The 19,665-nt window shown below is 54.9% G+C and carries 14 protein-coding genes; 9 read left to right on the plus strand and 5 right to left on the minus strand.

The annotated features are described in order from the left end of the window. Positions 1 to 309: 309 nt before the first annotated feature. Both aptA and NNL38_RS20680 read right to left on the minus strand, forming a co-directional pair. Positions 310 to 1,626, minus strand: a complete 1,317-nt coding sequence (gene aptA, locus NNL38_RS20675) for an omega-aminotransferase AptA (RefSeq protein WP_255390747.1) — start codon at positions 1,624 to 1,626, stop codon at positions 310 to 312. Positions 1,627 to 1,726: 100 nt separating this feature from the next. Next, positions 1,727 to 2,611 carry a LysR family transcriptional regulator gene (locus NNL38_RS20680; RefSeq protein ID WP_255390748.1) on the minus strand — a complete coding sequence of 295 codons (885 nt, stop codon included), beginning with the start codon at positions 2,609 to 2,611 and terminating at the stop codon, positions 1,727 to 1,729. 218 nt (positions 2,612 to 2,829) lie between these two features. Between NNL38_RS20680 and glaH the strand changes: the two genes are divergently transcribed. Next, positions 2,830 to 3,789: a glutarate dioxygenase GlaH gene (glaH, locus tag NNL38_RS20685; protein ID WP_255390749.1), complete on the plus strand. Its 960-nt coding sequence runs from the start codon at positions 2,830 to 2,832 to the stop codon at positions 3,787 to 3,789. A 118-nt stretch (positions 3,790 to 3,907) separates the two neighbouring features. Further along, positions 3,908 to 5,161: an L-2-hydroxyglutarate dehydrogenase gene (gene lhgD, locus NNL38_RS20690; protein WP_255390750.1), complete on the plus strand. Its 1,254-nt coding sequence runs from the start codon at positions 3,908 to 3,910 to the stop codon at positions 5,159 to 5,161. Positions 5,162 to 5,288: 127 nt separating this feature from the next. Here lhgD and NNL38_RS20695 read toward each other — a convergent pair whose 3' ends face one another. Further along, positions 5,289 to 6,215, minus strand: a complete 927-nt coding sequence (locus NNL38_RS20695; RefSeq protein ID WP_255390751.1) for a LysR family transcriptional regulator — start codon at positions 6,213 to 6,215, stop codon at positions 5,289 to 5,291. A 146-nt stretch (positions 6,216 to 6,361) separates the two neighbouring features. Between NNL38_RS20695 and NNL38_RS20700 the strand changes: the two genes are divergently transcribed. The 6 genes from NNL38_RS20700 (at position 6,362) to NNL38_RS20725 (ending at position 15,567) form a co-directional block, all read left to right on the plus strand. Further along, positions 6,362 to 7,813: an NAD-dependent succinate-semialdehyde dehydrogenase gene (locus NNL38_RS20700; protein WP_255390752.1), complete on the plus strand. Its 1,452-nt coding sequence runs from the start codon at positions 6,362 to 6,364 to the stop codon at positions 7,811 to 7,813. Positions 7,814 to 8,154: 341 nt separating this feature from the next. Next, a complete protein-coding gene (locus NNL38_RS20705; protein ID WP_255390753.1) occupies positions 8,155 to 11,382 on the plus strand; it encodes an Ig-like domain-containing protein in 3,228 nt (1,075 codons plus the stop codon). A gap of 241 nt (positions 11,383 to 11,623) precedes the next feature. Beyond that, a complete protein-coding gene (locus NNL38_RS20710) occupies positions 11,624 to 12,652 on the plus strand; it encodes a TRAP transporter substrate-binding protein (protein WP_255390754.1) in 1,029 nt (342 codons plus the stop codon). 136 nt (positions 12,653 to 12,788) lie between these two features. After that, a complete protein-coding gene (locus NNL38_RS20715; protein WP_255390755.1) occupies positions 12,789 to 13,361 on the plus strand; it encodes a TRAP transporter small permease subunit in 573 nt (190 codons plus the stop codon). Further along, positions 13,358 to 14,680, plus strand: a complete 1,323-nt coding sequence (locus NNL38_RS20720; RefSeq protein ID WP_255390756.1) for a TRAP transporter large permease — start codon at positions 13,358 to 13,360, stop codon at positions 14,678 to 14,680. Before NNL38_RS20715 ends, NNL38_RS20720 begins: the two co-directional genes overlap by 4 nt. A gap of 194 nt (positions 14,681 to 14,874) precedes the next feature. Next, positions 14,875 to 15,567, plus strand: a complete 693-nt coding sequence (locus NNL38_RS20725; protein ID WP_255390757.1) for a DUF4336 domain-containing protein — start codon at positions 14,875 to 14,877, stop codon at positions 15,565 to 15,567. Positions 15,568 to 15,787: 220 nt separating this feature from the next. Here the strand turns inward: NNL38_RS20725 and NNL38_RS20730 are convergent, their stop codons facing one another. Beyond that, positions 15,788 to 17,584: an ABC-F family ATP-binding cassette domain-containing protein gene (locus tag NNL38_RS20730; protein WP_255390758.1), complete on the minus strand. Its 1,797-nt coding sequence runs from the start codon at positions 17,582 to 17,584 to the stop codon at positions 15,788 to 15,790. Between the two features lie 426 nt (positions 17,585 to 18,010). Between NNL38_RS20730 and NNL38_RS20735 the strand changes: the two genes are divergently transcribed. Then, positions 18,011 to 18,973: a LysR family transcriptional regulator gene (locus tag NNL38_RS20735; protein ID WP_255390759.1), complete on the plus strand. Its 963-nt coding sequence runs from the start codon at positions 18,011 to 18,013 to the stop codon at positions 18,971 to 18,973. On the opposite strand, the gene NNL38_RS20740 is transcribed toward NNL38_RS20735, so the two are convergent. Beyond that, a complete protein-coding gene (locus NNL38_RS20740; protein WP_255390760.1) occupies positions 18,970 to 19,539 on the minus strand; it encodes an SOS response-associated peptidase in 570 nt (189 codons plus the stop codon). The genes NNL38_RS20735 and NNL38_RS20740 overlap by 4 nt on opposite strands. Positions 19,540 to 19,665: the final 126 nt, after the last annotated feature.

Consider the following 19,665-nt stretch of genomic DNA (forward strand, 5'->3'; position numbering starts at 1 on the left):
TGAGGGACTGCGTATTCCACCACGCTACCGCCAACACGTCGGCAATGCGACGCGCATAAAAACAATATGCTATCACGCGCTTATTGGTGGTGCATCCTGTCGGGTGAAAAAAGTGTTACAAGACAGAACGCTGTTTGCGGCCAAAGCAGTTCTCAGGCAAAGCGGTATTGAGGGTGCGCAGGGATGTGTGGGGTTTGCGGAAAAAAGCCGCCGGGTCACGGCGTGGCGACACAGGCGGCAAACAGTACGACAGGGTTAAGAAAACGTGAGATTCTCCCTCAGCCCGATGGCGCGGACCGAGGGCGGGGATCAGGCCGGGATATCTTTGGCCACGGCCCCCAGGGTGTCGACGATGATGTCGATATGTTCTTTTTCGATAATCAGCGGCGGCGACAGGGCGATGGTATTGCCCATGCTGCGCACCATTACGCCTTTGTCGTAACAGCGCTTGAGAATATCAAAGCCAATCGGTTTACCGTCGGCCGGTGCGGCGAACTGTACGGCACCAATCAGGCCGTAGTTGCGGATATCAACGATCGACGGAATATCTTTGAGCGAATGCAGCCCTTGCTCGAAATACTGGCCAATGTCGCCGCGACCGCGCTCCAGCAGGCCCTCACGCTGATAGATGTCAAGCGTTGCCAAACCGGCTGCACAAGCGACCGGGTGGGCGGAGTAGGTATAGCCATGGAAGAGCTCGACCGCCCCTTCCGGTGCACTGTTGACCACAGTTTGGTAAATCTCGTCTTTGGCAAATACCGCCCCCAGAGGGACAACGCCGCTGGTGATCCCTTTGGCAGAGGTGATGAGATCCGGGGTGACATCAAACTCAATCGAGGCAAACGGTGAACCCAGACGGCCCCAGCCGGTGATCACTTCATCAAAAATCAGCACCACATCGTGTCGGGTACAGATTTCTCGGATCCGCTTGAGGTAGCCTTTTGGCGGCAAGACCACCCCGCCTGCACCGGCAATCGGCTCGATGATGACTGCGGCAACACTGTCGGCACCGTGGAACTGGATCAACTGCTCCAGCTGCTCGGCTTTGTCGACGCCGTGCTCCGGCAGCCCTTTGCTGAAGGCGTTGTTGGCAATATCCAGCGTGTGTGAGAGGTGATCGGTCGGCAGCAGCGGACCAAACCCTTTGCGGTTCGGCGTCAGGCCGCCGACGGAAATGCCGCCGAAGTTCACCCCGTGATAGCCCAGCTCCCGACCGATCAGTTTGTATTTGCCGGCGTTGCCTTTGGCTTGCTGGTACGCCAGTGCAATTTTCAGGGCACTTTCGACCGCTTCAGAGCCGGAGCAGGTAAAGAAGACCTTGTTGATCCCGGTTGGGGTGAAGTCCACCAGTCGCTCGGCAAACTCAAAGCCGATATCGTGGCCGAAATTAAACGGTGAGCTGTAGTCCAGCTCGGCGACCTGTTTGGCCATCGCATCACCGATTTCCCGGCGGCCGTGACCGGCATTGACACACCAGAGCCCGGCGGTCGCATCAAGCAGCTGCTGGCCTTGATCGGAATAGCAGTACATGCCTTCGGCACGGTTGATGATCCGCGGGTTGGCTTTGAAATCACGGTTTGCCGTGAACGGCATCCAGAATGCATCGTAGTTGCGTTTTTTCTCCATGGACTGGCCTTTTCGCTCGGGTTATGAATATAGAATTCAAGGTTAGCGAGGCGCTCCGGAGCGGAAAATCACCGCGGTTAAAAATAAAGTTTGAACAGCTTCAAACATTCTCGGCGGTGAGCCGGGCCTGAAGAAAATCGACCAATGCCCGCGAGGCACTGGACAGGTAGTGGCTGGATTTCCAGCCGAGGCCGAGGTGAAGCGGGATCGGCGGGTCGAACGGGACGGTGACGAGATCCGGCTCTTCGCGCAGGATCATCGGCAGGCAGGTACAAATCCCGATGTCTTTGCGAACCAGGGATTTGAGCAGTTCGATCAGGTTGGTTTCAAAGCGGATATCCGGGGTGATCTTGTGTTGCTGGCAATAGCGACTGACCGATTCTCGCAGGAAATACCCTTCCCGGAACAGTACTAGCGGCTGCTGGCAGAACTGCCCGAGGGTGATCGCCGGCTGGTTGGCAAACGGGTGATCATGGGGCACACAGGCAACGATTTGCTCTTTGAGCAGGGTCGTGTGGCGGAGCTGCTCGTGGGGGCGGTCGCAGCGGATCAGTGCCAAATCCAGCTGGCCGTCCAGCAGCATTTTTTCCAGCGTGGCGGTGCCGGCTTCGTGAATGTTGATCTGAATGCCGGGGTAGGTCTGTTTGAACAGCGCCAGGGTGTCGGGGAGAAAATACGAGCCGAGCATGGCCGAGACCCCGAAGTTGATCACCCCGCTGGAGAGCCCTTTCAGCTCCTGCAGCTCTTTCTGCGCCTGCTCGACATCTTCCAGAATTTGCCGGGCGTGGCGCAGCAGTACCTGACCGTCCGCAGTCAGGCTCATCTGTCGCTCGGCGCGGTTAATCAGCTTGAGCGCCAGCTGTTGTTCCAGTTTCTGAATGCTGATACTCAGCGCGGATTGCGCAATGCCTAAGCGGTCAGCGGCTTTGGTGAAGTTGCCGGTTTCGGCCAGCACGGTGAAGTAGTGCAGTCGTTTGAGATCCATCGCTTTCCTGCGCAGTCTGAATTGGGTCATCTATAAAATATATGGAAACTATATTTACCATATATTGTTAATATCTCCAGCATCTCGTTATGATTTTGTTAACCCAACGGCGTGCCACAAGGCAACAAGAACAACACCGATGCCGGCGGGAGAAGCCATTACATTAAAGTCAACTTCATCAGGCCGGAGCGCCTGAGCGAGACAAAAGGAAGCAAGCCATGAATATTGCCCCAGCGCTGAATGACAACCAGACGCGTTACACCGGTTTTAGTGTCTCCCCATTTTCGGCTAACCCACGCCTGCAGGTGGTGACCCTGAGCAACGACACCCTGGCCCGGTTTGCCGATTTAACCGCCAACTGGAGCCTGCAGTCGATCGAATATAAGCCGTTTCTGCGCTTTGCCACCGCGGATGCGTTGGATAAAGCTTGTCACTATGAGCTGGGTAAGCTGCTGGTTGGGATCATGGAAAACCGCGACACCGGCGCGTTTCTGCTTCAGGCGGATGAACAAGCCGAGGCCGGGTTTGAAGACACTGATGCGCAGCGTGAGTTCTTTGTCAAGCTGTCGACCGCGGTCTCTCACCTGATTGGTTTGCCGAACTTTGATGCCATGTACGGTAAGTACTACGCTCGCTTTACCGTGCGCAATGAAGACAACAGTGACAGTTACCTGCGCCAGGCCCACCGTCGGATGGAGCTTCACAATGACGGTACCTATGTCAATGAACGGACCGATTTTGTCCTGATGATGAAGATGGATGAGCAGAACATGGAAATGGGCGACTCCCTGCTGCTGCACGTGGATGACTGGCAGGAACTGGAGCGCTTCTATCATCATCCGATGGCCAAGCAGGACATCGTCTGGAGCGCGCCGCCGAGCAAGAATGTCGGGTACGACATTAAACACCCGGTGTTCTTTGAAGAAGACAAGAACGGCAAACCGCATATGCTGTTTATCGACCAGTTCGCGCAGCCACAAAATATGCAGCAAGGGCTGTACCTGCACCAGATGGGCGAATCGCTGGAAAGTGACACCAACTGTTTCAATGTCCGGGTCAAAACCGGTGCCATGCTGGTGGTACAGAACCACTGCTGGCTCCATGGACGGGACAAGTTTGTCGCTCATCCGGGCCTGAAACGTGAGCTGCTGCGCCAGCGCGGCCACTTTACCCGCTAAGTCAATATTGACTAATGGTTGGAACCATGCGCCCATCGCAGTGATTGCGGCGGGCGCATTTTTGCCTGTGATCGGAGTGCCTGGGAGCGCCGGGGGACAGGTTAAAGGAGTGATAGACGTGGATCAGATTTACGATTACATCATTATTGGTGGCGGGATTGTCGGGGTGTCGACTGCCTGGCAGTTGCAGCAGCGGTATCCGGATAAAACCATTGCTTTGGTTGAAAAAGAAGCCGGGTTATCCCTTCATCAGACCGGTCATAACAGCGGCGTGATCCATGCCGGGGTTTATTATGCACCGGGCAGCCTGAAGGCTGAATTTTGTAAGGCCGGGGTGGCAGCCACCACCGAGTTTTGCCAGCAGCACAACATTCCGGTGGAGAACTGCGGCAAGTTGCTGGTGGCGACCAACCCGCTTGAGCTGGAGCGGATGCAGGCGCTGTATCAGCGCTGCGCCGAAAATGGACTAGATGTTGAGTTGCTGGATCAGGCGGCTTTGCAGCAAAGAGAGCCGAATATTGAAGGGCTGGGGGCGATTTTCGTCAGTACCACCAGTATTGTGAATTATCGCCAGGTGACGGAAAAAATGGCTCAGGAGTTTATCGCGCTGGGCGGGCAGGTGCTGCTGGAAACGGCGGTGACCGGGCTTGCCGAAACGGACACCCAGGTGACGGTTCAGGCCAGCCGACGCGGCAAGCCGGTAGCGCTGGCAGGACGTTTTCTGGTGGTCTGCTCCGGGTTGATGGCGGATCGGATGACCCGGATGCTGGGGATTGAGACCGACTTTCAGATCATTCCCTACCGCGGCGAATATTATCAGCTGCCGGAGAAATACAATGCGATCGTCAATCATCTAATCTACCCGATCCCGGATCCGGATCTGCCGTTTCTCGGGGTCCACCTGACCCGGATGATTGACGGTTCGGTAACGGTAGGGCCGAATGCGGTGCAGGGTTGGAAGCGTGAAGGCTACGGCAAAATTAACCTCAGCCTGCGCGATATGCTCGATATGTTTACGTTCAGCGGGTTCTGGAAGGTGACGCGCAAACACCTGAAAACCGGGTTGGTTGAAACCAAGAACTCCTGGTGGAAACCCGGCTATCTCAAGCTGGTGAACAAGTATTGCCCGAAAATTCAGCTCGCCGATCTCAAGCCGTATCCGGCCGGGATCCGCGCCCAGGCGGTGCTTAAAGACGGCACCCTGGTGCACGATTTCCTGTTTGCCGAAAGTCCGCGTAGTTTGCATGTGTGTAATGCACCGTCGCCGGCAGCGACCTCGGCGATCCCGATCGGCAATTACATCTGCGACAAAGTGGCGCAAAAGCAAAACCCGGCGCTAGCGGAATCCCCCGTAGAGACTGCGGCGGCTTAACCGCTTCGCCCACTCGCGAAACAGCAGCCATCCCGCTTCGGCGGGGTGGCTGTTTTTGTATGGGGGATTTAACGGTCGGTTCGTTATTGTGCGGGTTATTACCTATAAGAGCCGTTGCTTTCAAAAGCTATTGATCACGGTAGCTATCACGCAGGGTTTTGATAAACAGCGAGCGGACTTTGTTCACCGTGCTGGTTTTCTTGGTGATCGCCATGATCTCTAAGGTGTAGAAACGCCGATCCTGAGCAATGGCCCTGAGTTCCCCGCGATCGACATAAGGTTTGGCATACTGTGCCGGCAGGAAGCCGATAAACTTGCCCGAGAGCAGCAGTGCCAGGCGGGATTCATAGTTATAGGCGGTGGCTTTGAGGTTCATATTTGCCAGGTGGCCGTGAATGATCTCCTGGGTTTTCATTCCGGCATAGGCCGCCGGCACCCCGTCAATGATCTCATCACTCAGTTCCTCTTCAGACAGGCTATACAACGGGTGGTCCGGGCTGCAATAGAGGTAGCAGGTATCAGAGTAGATATGCTGGTACTCCAACCCTTCCAGGCTACGATGGAACGGGATAAATCCGATGTCCGCTTCCTCATTCATCACCTGGCGTTCTATTTCGGTCATCCGGGCGACTTCCGAGGTCAGATACACTTCAGGCGCCAGTTTGGCAAAACGTTGAAATACCTTCGGGATTTTGGCCCGGCTGTCGAGACTGATGGTATCGCTGAAGAGTACCGTCAGGTGACCGGCCGGCTGGGCGTCGAGATCGTTGATGGTGTTGCGAAAATCCTCCAGCTCACCAAGCAGCTTGATGGTGGCATCATAGACCACGGAGCCTTCTTCAGTGAGGGAAAACCCGGCCCGGCCACGGCGGCAAAGGGTAAGGTTGAGCCGCGATTCCAGATTGGAAATATGGATGCTGATGGTAGAGCGGCTGATATTGAGTTCGGTTTCGGCGGCTGAGAAACCGCCGCAGTCGGCGACGGTTTTAAAGATCTTTAGTTGTTTAATTTCATAATCGCCGATCTGTCCGACCGGCAGCGAGGCTCTTGTCATTGTTTTACGCCTATAAAACTTTAGGTTTATTCGAAAATATTTACCCGTTGTGCAAGGGTGTTAATATGCGCTACAAGCATTATGAATCGATTTGAACTGTGTTTCTATGAACCCGTCAGGGGTTCTTCGCTGCAAGTGGTGAATATATGGAAAAATTACGTCTGGCTTTGTCCGCCGGTTACATCAACGGGCAGTGGGTGGGTGCCGAGAATGGAGAGACCGTCCCGGTTGTGAATCCGGCTACCGGAGAAATGATTACAACGGTACCGAATATGGGCCCCCGTGAGGCGAAAGCGGCAGTGGTTGCGGCCGATGCCGCGTTTCAAAGCTGGCGTAAGACCACGGCCAAACACCGGGCCGGATTGCTCAAGGTCTGGTTTGACTTAATTGTTGAACATGCCGATGAACTGGCACGGCTGCTGACGTCCGAGCAGGGCAAGCCCTACAAAGAAGCCTATGGCGAAGTGATGTACGGCGCTTCCTTCATCGAATGGTTTGCCGAAGAAGCCAAGCGAACATACGGTGATCATATTCCGGCGGCGATGCCGGGCACCCGTTATTTGACGCTGAAACAACCGGTTGGGGTGGTCACCGCCATTACGCCGTGGAATTTCCCGATTGCGATGATCACCCGCAAAGTCGGTCCGGCCCTAGCGGCGGGCTGTACCGTGGTGGTTAAACCGGGGGAAGATACCCCGCTGTGCGCCCTGGCGATGGCCAAGCTAGCCGAGCAGGCCGGCATTCCGGCCGGGGTGATTAACGTGGTGACCACGGCAAACCCGGCAGATGTTGGTGAAGTACTGTGCACCCATCCGCTGGTGCGAAAAGTCTCTTTCACCGGCTCGACGCCGGTCGGGAAACACATTTTGCGGCAGGCTGCCGACACGGTGAAGAAGGTCTCGATGGAGCTGGGCGGCAACGCACCGTTTATGGTGTTTGAAGATGCCGATCTCGACAAAGCCGTTCAGGGTGCGCTGATCTCCAAGTACCGCAATGCAGGACAGACGTGTGTGTGTACCAACCGCTTGTATGTTCACGATGCCGTGTACGATCAGTTCATGACTCGCTATATCGAAGCCGTCAGTCAGCTGAAGGTGGGGGACGGTTTGGCCGAGGGTACAGAAATTGGTCCGCTGATCAATGCGCGTGCTGTCACCAAAGTCGATGGCTTGGTTGCTGAAGCGGTTCGCCAGGGCGCGAATCTGGTGCTGGGCGGCGCAGTGTCCGACGTCGGCCCGCATTTCTATCAGCCGACTATTCTGACGGATGTTACCGAGCAGATGGCGATTGCCCATCAGGAGTTGTTCGGGCCGGTGACAACCGTCTTCCGCTTTAACGATGAAGCGGATGTGATCCGGCGTGCCAATGATACCCCGTTTGGCCTTGCAGCCTATTTCTATACCCGCGACCACAGCCGGATCTGGCGGGTCAGCGAGGCCCTGGAATACGGCATTGTCGGGATCAACGAAGGCATTATTTCAACGGAAGTGGCGCCGTTTGGTGGCGTGAAGGAGTCCGGCTGTGGCCGTGAAGGCTCCAAATACGGCATTGAAGATTACCTGGAAATTAAATACCTCTGTTTAGGGATCGACCATTAATCTCAAATTTAAGCGTCTGTTCTGTTCACCCTTAGCTTGTGTTGTGTCATCCCCCGAACTCACTTGTGTTTAGTGGTGACGATTTGGCAATACCTTCATGGTATTGCCTTTTTTTTGCCCGGTGAAACCGGCAAACCGATACAGAAATCAGTTTTCAAGCTGTGAGCGATTTGAATATGATGCAGATCGCATAAGTTGTGTGCAAAGTAAGAATTTTATTTATAAAAATTGAACAGTGCGTATAGATACACCCTGTATATACAACATAAATCATAAAAACATAGCGTCATACCGGATGCGTTTTGCATCGGGGGATGATGCATTGATACAGGGTCAGAAATATGAGAAAGGAATGGGGTTATCTGTTATTGATTGCCGCGCTCGGGGGATGTGGTGGTGGTGACTCGCCAAAAACGGAACAGCCGAAAGATGATGGTGGCGAGGTGCCAGCCAGTTATCAGATGACGTTTTCCGGAAAGGTCTTTGTAAAGAGCCAAACGGAACAGCAATTGGCGGTTTATGCCGGCGCGACCCAACTGGGTCAGGGAACCAGTCAAGCGGACGGGACGTACAACATCACACTGACCCTGGATGAACAAACCTATCACCAAGCGCAACAGGCGCCGCTGCGCGTGGTGGCCTCGGCGGAAAATATTCAGCTGGTGGCACTGTTATCCAGCACGATTCAGAAAGCAGCCGGGCCCATCACCTATCAGGCAAACCTGTCCAGCTTCAGTACAGCAGCTTACGTGCTTGCGGATCTCAACCAGGATGGTGAAGTCACCTTGCAGGAGTGGCAAACCTATCAGGGGGCGTCCCAGTCGGATCAGGTGAATCCGAACCTGCTGAAACTGGCGACCTCACTCGAAGCGGTGATGGCTGAGCAGGTGCCGGGTCCAGCCGATTCGGTGCTGGACTGGTTGCTGGATCTGAAGGCGACGGCGGTCTGGGATCAATGGCTCAGTGATCATAAAGCAGTGCTCACTTCGATTTGGAGTGCCACGGTGACCGACGCTGAATTACGCAGGGAGGGCGGCAATTACCTGAAAGGCTCAGGAAAGGCGTTGACTGATTTTACCGCTGAGCAGGTACTGGTCAAAGCGCCGACGGCGGCTTCATGTGAACTCGCCATTCACATCACCGATGTGGGTGTGAACCCGCATCAGGTGGCTATCGGGCGACAGCTTCAGTTAGCGACCGAGATGACCGATAACCTGACCGGTCTGGTGCAGGATGTCAGTGCATCTTGGACCAGTCATGATCCCAAGACCATCCGAGTGAATGCCCCGGGTGGTATCGAAGCCATGGCGGCAGGAAAGGTCGACATCGAAGCCCGTTATCAGCATGGAAAGGATGAATGCCGAGATAGTATGTCATTTACGGTGATCGACACCCAAAACCCGGTGCCGACACTCACCGCGATTGAGATCCAGGGAAAAATGCAGACGCAGGTCGTGGGCGAGAGCTGGCAACTGACCGCGCTGGGTAGTTATGACAATCACACGAGCACAGATATTACGGATGAGGTGAGCTGGTCATCAAGCGACGGGATCATCGCGGTGGTTTCCAATGACGGCGTCCTGACGACCTATGGCGGCGGAACGGCGACGATTTTTGCGCGCAAGGGCGAGATTTCTCAACAGGTGACGGTGACGGTTGATGCCCCGGCACCGAAGGTGCGCTTTTCATGGGTAGAAGGGGAGTTCGATGATTTCAATCTGGGCGAAACGACCGAAATAGAGGTCTTCGTCGAATATGAGAATAATCGATTCGCATTTATCGATGACGACTTGATTGACTGGCAGGTGGGGCAGTCCGGGATCGTGTCTGTTGTAAATGGTCAAATCACGGCGCTGGCAGAAGGAACGGTGACCGTGACCGCGGCATGGACATCCTATGGGATCCCTCAGCAGGTATCCGAACAGATCACGGTTTTGCCACCGGTAATCGTGTCGGTTTATCCAGACATTCTGGGCGGCGAACTCACCATGCTGGAGGGAAGCGTATTTGATCGGACATTTACCGTGACTTATTCGGATCAATCGCGAGTGGTCTATGACCAGCTCACCCTGGAGGCGCAAAACGACCCTTCAGGTTTACCGGTTGCCTACCTGGATGAGGATTCAAGTATTCATGCAATGCGCGCGGGAACAGGGACGCTGTGGATCCATGGCGTACCGAGAGACGTGCTGGATCAATTACCGCCTCAGATGGACAAACAAGACAAGATCGAAGTGGCACTGGTGGTGAAAGACAACCCCAATGTTTACCAGTGGCATCGTGAACAATCCGCGTTTCGTGATGAGCAGCATATTGTTAGTACGCAAAATGTCTTGTATGGCGGCAAAGTGTATCGCTTCAGCCATGAAAGCACTCCGGCGAGCGGCGGTTTACCGACTCAGGTGGTTCGCTTAACGACGTTTAATGGGGAGGAGCATCAGGGGGATACCACTTTACTGTCTTCCACACATGGAATGCTCTCGAATCAGATGATCGACGGCGGCGGTCATGGTTATTTTCTGCTGATCATGCCCGATACGCAAGGCGTGAGAACTTACCATATTTACAACTTAACGGATGGCAGTATACGAACGGTTGATCTGACCGGCGCGCCACAAAGCCTGCTGACAACCGGAGAAACTATTCAGCCGTTTGGATTCACGGCCGACGGCCACCTGATGGTGCTGGATAATACTGATGCCAGACGATACCAGGTGTATCTGTACCGTCCGCAGGACGATCAGCCCGGCAATTGGAAATGGGTTACCGGTGAGACGGTGGTTGGCGAAGGGTTGCGTTTTATTCAGTTGCCCAGCTATGACGAACACCTGGTTTTGATGGCGCAAGGCGGGAGTGAGCATGCCGCGGCGCCGAAGTACCATTTTATCAACCGTGCTTCCGGACAAGTGGAGTCTGTGGCCCAGCTGCGCTATCCGGACTCGGCAACAAATATCCACTGTGGTGAGGTGGCCTTGCTCCCCGGGGCTTCCATTGCCGAGCTGGGGGCTTTCTGTGCTGCAGAAGATACCGCGGGGACCCGAATGCGATTATGGCTTTGGGAGGATGTTACCCAGCCGCCGCATGAGTTGGATCTGGCCGAAGGCCCGGACGTCCCACTGCTGGGTGGAAACTATCCGGTCGCGGTACGTCATCCGAATGGGACCTTATTCGGTGCCGCGGGGTATATTCAGGATCCAGATTACAAGATTGGGGTGGTCCTTCGGGTGAAAGAGGGGAGTTTGAGGCCGGAGCCGATCTTTGATGTTTCAGACGCAACGATTGAACCGATCTACAGCCGTCAGTTCCCGCTCGGGGAGACAGGGGCTTTATTACAGGTCAACCCGAATGTCGCGGCGGGCGAGGTGGTGCTGATGACAAATCACGCTATGACGACGAGGCAAGGGGATACGCTCTGGGATCAGCAATGGATCATTGATGATTTGCCGGTCTCCATTTCCGATGCAAACCATCTGTACTGGCTCAATCACACCTGGTATGTCATCCCCAATGATCTGACGGGCGATATCTGGCGATTGCAGTTACGTAATCCCAACGTGGTACCGGATTAATACAGCCTGTATTGTTACCTCGTCAACCAAGCCAGCCTTCGGGCTGGCTTTTTGTTTTCATGAAGCAGCCCCAGATCCCCTGAAAGGTTTGAGCACAATAAAACTTTACTTCGATAAAGCGGAATTTATCGATTGTGAATGAATTGTAATGATTGATCACAAGGTGGCAACTGATAAGCCATGACCACCGGTCTGCTGCGGGAAGGCAGGCATCAGAGAATAATGACAAGGAGCGATATTCATGTTGAAGACCTTATTCAAGTCACGGAAGAAAAGTGTCAATAAAACCCTGGCAGGCTATCTGCTGGCCTTCTCTGCCACATTGCCGATGATCCCGGAGGCTTTCTCGGCGGAGCACAACTGGCGTTTTGTGAACCTGTACTCCCGTGGCACCGCCTACGGCGAGGTGTACAAACACTTTGCGGAAAATATCGAGGCCATGTCCGGCGGCCGGATTTCGGTCCAGGTGATGTATGCCGGGGAAGGGGTCGGTCAGACCGGCGTGCTTGGCTCTGTAAAATCGGGTCTGATCACCATGGGTGCGCCGTTTCAGCCGATGCATGCCGGTGAGTTCCCGCCAGGCGTGGTGGAAGTCGGATTGCCGGGCATGACCGATGATGTCGGTGAGCTGAGTGCCCTGTTTCACGAGAAAGGTTGGGGCGAGGTGCTGGAAGAAGCGTATGACAAGCAGAACCTGGTGTGGCTGGAGCCCTATATTCAGCTGCCGGTGTACGTATTGACCAAAAAGCCGATCAACTCAATTGAAGACTTTAAGGGGATGAAAATCCGCGCGCCGGGTGCTTACGGGAAATTCCTGCGCAAGCTGGGTGCCTCACCTGCATCGCTGTCCTGGAGCGAGATCTATACCAGCCTGGCCACTGGGGTCATTGATGGCTCTATCGGCAGTAACCTGATTGATCACCGTGATGGCAACCATGTCGAAGTCGCCAAATATATGTATCCGCTCCCGATTGCCGGAGCCCAGGCGCTGCCGATTGTGGTCAACAAGCAAGCCTGGCGCAAGCTGCCGGATGATCTGAAAGCCATTGTCCGAGGCGCCAGTGCCCAGCATGCCCGCGAGCAGATGACCAAATCCCGGTTGTGGGAGTCGCAGGCGATTGCCGATATGCAGGCCAAGGGGATGAAGTGGAGCCCGCAACCAAGCGAAGCTGATGTACGTCAATGGAATGCGGCCGCCAATTCACTGTGGAGTGAATACGCAAAATCCGATAAATACAGCAGCCGTCTGGTGGACATCCTTCAGCAGTAGCGACATAACCGACCGGCGCGTCACTGACGATGCCGGTTCCTGACCGGGGGCGATGTCGCCCCTGCGTCGTTTCTCCGCTGCCCTGCTGAGGGCACCGGAGATGAGATATAAAGTTTGTGCTTCAAGGATGAGCGTTATGCGAATAATGGCAATAAGAGGCGTTTGCCTGACAATCAATCGACTGGTGTTTTGGATGGGGGCCTCCGCCTCCGTGCTGATGCCTTTGCTGGCCCTGACGGTGGCATTCGAAGTGTTCTCCCGGTATGTTCTGGGCGCACCGACTATCTGGGCCTACGATGTTTCTCTGTTTCTGTTTGGTTATATAGCCGCTCTGGGCGGTGCCCTGGCGCAGCAACGGAAAGCCCACATTAATGTTGACGTGCTGTACCTGTCGGTTTCACCTCGCATTAAATCCCTGTTTAATCTCTTTTCTTATGTACTGGCGATGTTTTTTCTGGCGGTGGTGCTGAAGATGAGCTTCGGCAAGTTTGAAGAGGCCATTGAGTTTAACTATCGCCGCCAGTCGGAATGGGCACCGAGTATGGCCCACTTCTGGGTCATGATGATGGTCGCCTGCGGGGTGTTCATCCTGCAATATTGCAGCGATCTGCTGCAAAACGTCTATTTCCTGCTCACGGGGCGCGATCTGCTGGCCTCGCCGGAAGAAGGCAGCCATGGCCACTATCTGCCGGTCGGGGAGGATGCATGAGTATCGAATTGCTGACCCTTGCCCTGCTAGGCTGCATCCTGGTGAGTTTTGCCCTCGGGGCACCGGTCGGACTGGCCCTTGGCGGCATTGCCATGGGGGCCGGTTACCTGACCTGGGGAGAAGGGATTTTCAACCTGATCCCGACCACCATTGAGAGTAACTTTTTCAGTTTCATTTTGCTGGCAATCCCGCTGTATATCTACATGGGCCAGTTGCTGACCCGTTCCGGGATTGGCGATGCGATGTTCAATGCCAGCCAGATGGTGATTGGTAAAATACGCGGTTCGCTGGCGATTAGCGTGATCGGGGTGTGTTCAATGATCGGCGCCATGGTGGGCATTATCGGCGCCGGGATCATGACCTCGGGCAGCATTGCGCTTAAGCCGATGCTCGAGCGTGGCTACGATAAACGCCTCGCCCTTGGGGTGATCATGGCTGGCGGCGGGTTGGGGATCCTGATCCCGCCCAGTATCCCGATGATCATGTATTCGGCCACCACTCAGAACTCGGTCGGACGGATGTTTATTGCGGCGATTGTCCCGGCACTGATTTCGATCACCCTGCTGGCGGCGTATGTGATCATCAGCTGTAAGCTCAATCCGGCCAAGGCCCCGCTGGACACGGGACAAGAAAGCAAGATGAGCGGCAAGCAGAAAATTCGCACTGCGCGGGACGGGTTGTTTTCCCTGCTGCTGATCATTGCTGTGTTGGGCAGTATTATCACCGGGATTGCTACGCCAACCGAGTCGGGCGCGATTGGGGTGATTGGTGCCATTCTCCTGGCATTTCTCTTCAAGCGTTTCCGGTTCGAGATGTTCAAATCCTCCGGCTTCGAAACGGCGATGCTGGTCAGTGTCTCGATGTGGATCATTCTTGGTGCCTCGGTGTTCAGCAATTTTCATATGCTGAGCGGGGTGCAGAATATGGTGGCCCAATTCACTGAGGACTTAGGCTTGCCGCCTTTGGGGGTGGTGATATTGATGCAGGTGATCATGCTGCTGCTCGGCTTTATCATTGATGAGCTGATCATCGTGCTGATGTGCGCGCCGCTGTTTACCCCGATCGTGGTGTCGCTGGGCTATGATCCGATCTGGTTCGGCATTCTGATGATCCTCAATATCGAAATTGCGGTGCAGACGCCGCCTTATGGTTTTGCCCTGTTTTACCTCAAGGGCATTGCACCGCCGGGGGTGACCATGATGGATATTTATCGCTCGATCTTGCCGTTTATTTTGCTCAAGTTATGCGTGCTCTTCACCTGTATGCTGTTCCCGGAAGTTGTGTTGTGGCTGCCGAATATGATCATGGGGGAAAGTTGACCCCGACGATGCATAGCATGCATTTTGAACTGCAGCGCCTCCGGGCGCTGCTTTGCGTTCCGGGGTGGGAGGCAGGCAACATTATGGAGCTATAGAACAAGGCTTTAGGTGAGATTTGTGATCCCAAAGCAGGGCGAATCCAGAAGGCTCTGGCAAGATGATTTGATACATCTTGAGAGCGAGAGAGGCCTTGCATGCAGCAAATCGGATCAGATCTTTGGGTACATGAAGATGCCATGACTTTAGCCGGGGTTCGGCTTGGTTTACGGATGACCATTGTGAAACTGAGCGATGGCGGTGTTTGGATTCACTCGCCGACCGCGCTGTCGCCACAGCTCAAAGCCGAGGTGGATGCCATTGGCCCGGTGACCGCGATTGTGGCCGCCAGCAACAACCATAGCCTGTGGCTGCAGGACTGGTGCGAGGCGTACCCGAAAGCTGAGGCCTATGTCAGTGCCGGGATCCCGCGCAGCGTCCCGTTGTCGAACTACCACATTTTGCAACCTGGCCTGGATAATCCATGGCCGGAGGATTTTACCTGGGCAACCATGCCGGGTGTGCCTGCGTTTAATGAAACCGTCTTTTTCCATCACAAAACCCGGTCGCTGATTGTGACAGATCTGATCCAGAATCATCCCGAAACCACACCCCCGGGCTTTGCCGGGTTCGTCAGCAAGTATGTGTTTCAGCCGATCGGGTTTAAGGGGATCTGTGTCGCGCCGCCCTTAAAGTTGGGGATCATCCGCAAGGATAAATCCGGCTTTGCCGACTTCATCCGCACGGTTGGGAGTTGGGATTTCAGCCGCATTATCGTCACCCATGGTGACATTATTGACGATAATGCCAAGTCCATTTTCTCTGAGCTTTCCCTGCGGTTTACCCGCTAAACGAAACCGGAGCGGATTCCTTCTGAATATCCGTCTGCCAGCAGCTAGCAATAAAATCAATGAACTGCCGGCCGTTGAGCACTGCGTGACAGATAGACCGCCGATAAGATGCTGAGGGAACATGATTAGCGAAATCAATGAAAAAGACCATGGTGCATCTGCGCCATGGTCTTTTGGTATTTAACAATCAGTAACTCGTGTTGAATGGAAACAGCGTAGGTTACGCCAGTCCCAGTGCGAGATTGATTTGCTCGATTTCATCGCGCCAGGTTCGCTGTAGCTTGGGCTTCTGATGCTTGGCCTTGCGGGCCAGATCGTCTTCCAGCAGACTTTCCAGCGCCATCAGGCGCGTCAGCAATTGTTCGTCCTCACTGATCTGTGCCTGGGGATCGGAAACGTCTGATTCGGTGAAATCAGTGACCGTGTCATGTATTTCGATGAGATCGGTTGGGAGATGACCGGCCACAGGATCGGCCGTATTCTGGCCCGACAGTTTGGCGTAAAGCCGGTCCAGATCGTGCCATTCTTCCAGTTTACCGTCATGAACCAGCCAGAACCGGTTACAGCTTTGTTCGATCAGGGCCCGATCATGGCTGACCAGCAGGCAGCCGCCCGCAAAAGTTTGCAGGGTTTCAGCCAGCTCTTCTTTGCCTTCCAGATCAAGATGGTTGGTCGGCTCATCGAGAAACAGCAGGTGGTAGTTCGCCAGTGTTAAGCCAATGAACAACAGCCGGGAGCGCTCGCCGCCACTGAGGGTGGCGACCCGCTCCTGGTGCCGAACATATGGAAAACCGGCACTGATCAGCGCCATTTTACGCAGTTCATCGGTCAGCGGCGCAAACGGGCGCAGCGCGTCCATCAGGGTGTCCTGATCGGTCAGCTGTGCCAGACGCTGATCGTAGTAACCCAGCCTGAGTTGCGGGTGGAAAGCCAGCGATGATGTCTGACTATTGCCTGCGTTGTCGGCTGCATCCTGATAACGCTGCCACAGCAGGCGTAGCAGGGAGGACTTGCCGGCCCCATTGCGCCCCAGTATCGCGACCCGATCGCCGCTTTTGAGCTGCTGGCTGATCACCTCAAACAGCGGCTCAGCTTCAGGAGCGGGGCGAACTTCAAGCGCTGTCATACTCAGAAGGCGGTTGGCCGGCAGCGCTTCCCCTTTCAGGGTTAATTGCCACGGCGTCCCGGCGGTGAGTTGAGTCTGGCTGTCTTTCAGTCGGTCGACCCGTTTGTCCATCTGTTTGGCTTTGCGGGCCAGATCTTCGTTATCGTAGACCTTACCCCAGGTAGCCAGCCGCTTGGCGCTTTTCTCCAGTCGGTTGATCTCCTTCTGCTCCGACTGGTAACGGTGTTCATCGGCTAGATCCTGTTCGGCTAACGCTTGCCGGGCTTGCGAGCAGGGCAGCCGAAAGAACTGGAGTTGCTTGTCACGCATGATCCAGGTGCAGTTGGTGACCTGATCGAGCAGATACTGATCGTGGGAGACCAGCACGAAACTGCCTTTCCAGCGGGTAAGGAAATCCTCCAGCCACAGCAGGGTCGGCAGATCCATATGGTTACTCGGCTCGTCGAGCAGCAGCAGATCGGGCTGACGGATCAATGCCCGGGCCAGCAGCAAACGGGTATGTTGGCCGCCGCTCAGGGTCCCGGCGGTCAATGACCAGTCCTGCTCGGTAAAACCCATTTCGGCCAGCAGTACTTCTGCGCGCCAGGCCTCTGCCAGTCGCTCAGCCGGTGGCAAACGGTCGAGGACCGCGTCGATCATGGTGACGTGATTCAGATCGACAGGCAGGTGTTGCTCGACCCGCTCGATCAGGCTGTGGTTGGCACGGGTGAGTGCGCCATGATAGTCGCTGATGGTGCCGTCCAGCAGCTTCAGCAGGGTACTTTTGCCGCAGCCATTGTGGCCGATGAGACCAATTCGGTCGCCTTGGTTCAGGGTGAAAGAAACCGCTTCAAGGATTGAACCTGAAGTGACGTGATAAGAAATCGATTGTGCAGTTAGTAAAGTGCTCATTGCTTACTCAAGAATTGCGGGCACAGCATTTCAGCTCAGATCGCTGAGTCGAACATCCTGCGCCATCGTCAAACAAAGCTGACGACAACCCGGTAAGCCAGAGAGAAGATTAGACTTCGGTATTGATGACTTCGCTCAAGCTTGGGTTATCGCAGCGCGATATCGCAAAAACTTGAGTGGTTTCGAATACCAAAAAATTGTGCGAGATGGATTTCACACAAGATCATAAGTTTACCTCCTTTATTTTGTTAGTTAATCAATGTGTTGCATTGTAGAAGGGAACCGAAAAATTAACAACTGGTTAACCGCGTGAATTTGGTATGGGGAGGTAAGAGTCTTGTTTTGGATGAGCTGATTTAGGGGGCGTCTGTTGCGGCGCTCTCAGGTTCGGTTTAGGGTAGACGGCGGCTTTCGGGGAGGAACAGATTGAATAACTTTGACTATAACCTGCTGCGGGTGCTGGAAGTGTTGCTGGAAGAGCAAAGTGTAACTGCGGCGGCAGCTCGCTTGCACCTGAGCCAGTCGGCGGTGAGCAAGCAACTGGCCAAACTGCGGGAGACTTTCAGCGATCCTTTGTTTGAGCGAACCGCGCATGGCTTGCGGGCGACGCCGCGGGCCAAAGCGCTGGCGCCGCAATTGCGCCTGCTGCTGCAGCAACTTGAGCAGTTTACCCGACCGAGTGAGTTCGACCCGGCGCTCAGCCGGCGTGAGTTTCGGATTGATATGGTGGAGGCGGCGTATTCGCTGACTTACCCCTGCTTTATGCCGGAGCTGCTGGCTCAGGCGCCGAATATCCGGCTTAGCAGCCAGATCTGGAGTCAGGAAAGTCTTGATAAGCTGCTGCGTTGCGACATTGATATGGCGCTCTGTATCCGGGAGTGGGATGAACGCTCGCCGCTGCACTTTAGCCAGATCCCGCCTGAGCTGAATTACGTTGCGTTGGTGCGGGATCACCCGATCTGTATTATGCGGGCGGACCATCCGTTATTGGATGAGCCCTGGGGGCTGGACACTTTCCTGAAGTATCGCCATTTGCAGGTCAGTTTTGGTGGTGTTGAGCATTGGCTGCTTGATGATGTGCTGGCGCGCGAGAAACGTCAGCGCGATATTGCAGTGAATATGGCCGAGTTTTACAGTGCGCTTCGTTTGTGTGAAAGCAGCGATCTGATCATGAGCGCACCGGCTAAATATGCCGCGACCATGATGGGCGACTTCAATGTTCGGTGCCTGGATGTGCCGGTCGATCTGGTGCCTGGTGCCTATGTGCTGATGTGGCATCAGCATTATGATCTGGATCCGAGCCATCGCTGGCTGCGCTCCCTGATGATCGATCAGGTGAAGGCCCGGTACCCGACGCCAACGGCCGGTGATGCGCATACCGGGTACTAAACGGCGGTGACGACGATGGGATAATGTTCGTCAGCACCCAGCATGGGCATGATGGAAGTAATGTTGCCTTCCAGCCACTGCCAGGTATCTTTCGGGGCGATCAGCGCCGGCATCCGGTCGTGATAGGGGCGGCAAACCTCATTCGGAGCCGTGGTGATCGTGACCAGTTCTGGCATGTCGCCGGGAAACCAGATCCCTGCCATGTAAAACGGGTGGTTATCTGAATGACTGAAGAGGTATTTCTGTTTGCGTGGTCCGCCTTCATCATGCCATTCATACCAGCCGCTGCATGGGATCAGGCAGCGATGGTTCTGCATCGCATGATGAAACAGTTTTTTGTCATTCACGGTTTCCGCACGGGCATTGATGATCTGTTTTTTGGCCCAATCCGGTTTGATCCCCCACACCGCAGGCTGCTGCTCTAGGTTGCCCTGCTGATAAATGATAGTTGCAATCTGCTGGCTGGGGCGAATATCCGGGCTGGCTTGGGCGTTGAAGGCGCAGCCGGTTTCGTCACTGACCATTCGGTTAAAGGTGTCGCCGGTAATACAGAATCGTCCACACATGCGGTATTCCTCCTTGTTTGAATTATGGATGACAAGAAGCGGAGCGTGCTGGGACAATCCTGTGCAAATAATCAGCCATTTAAGTATGGGCACAGGTGATTGCGGTGTAAACTCAACCCGCTCAGC

Source organism: Photobacterium atrarenae, from assembly GCF_024380015.1.
GTDB classification, from domain to species: Bacteria; Pseudomonadota; Gammaproteobacteria; order Enterobacterales; family Vibrionaceae; genus Photobacterium; species Photobacterium atrarenae.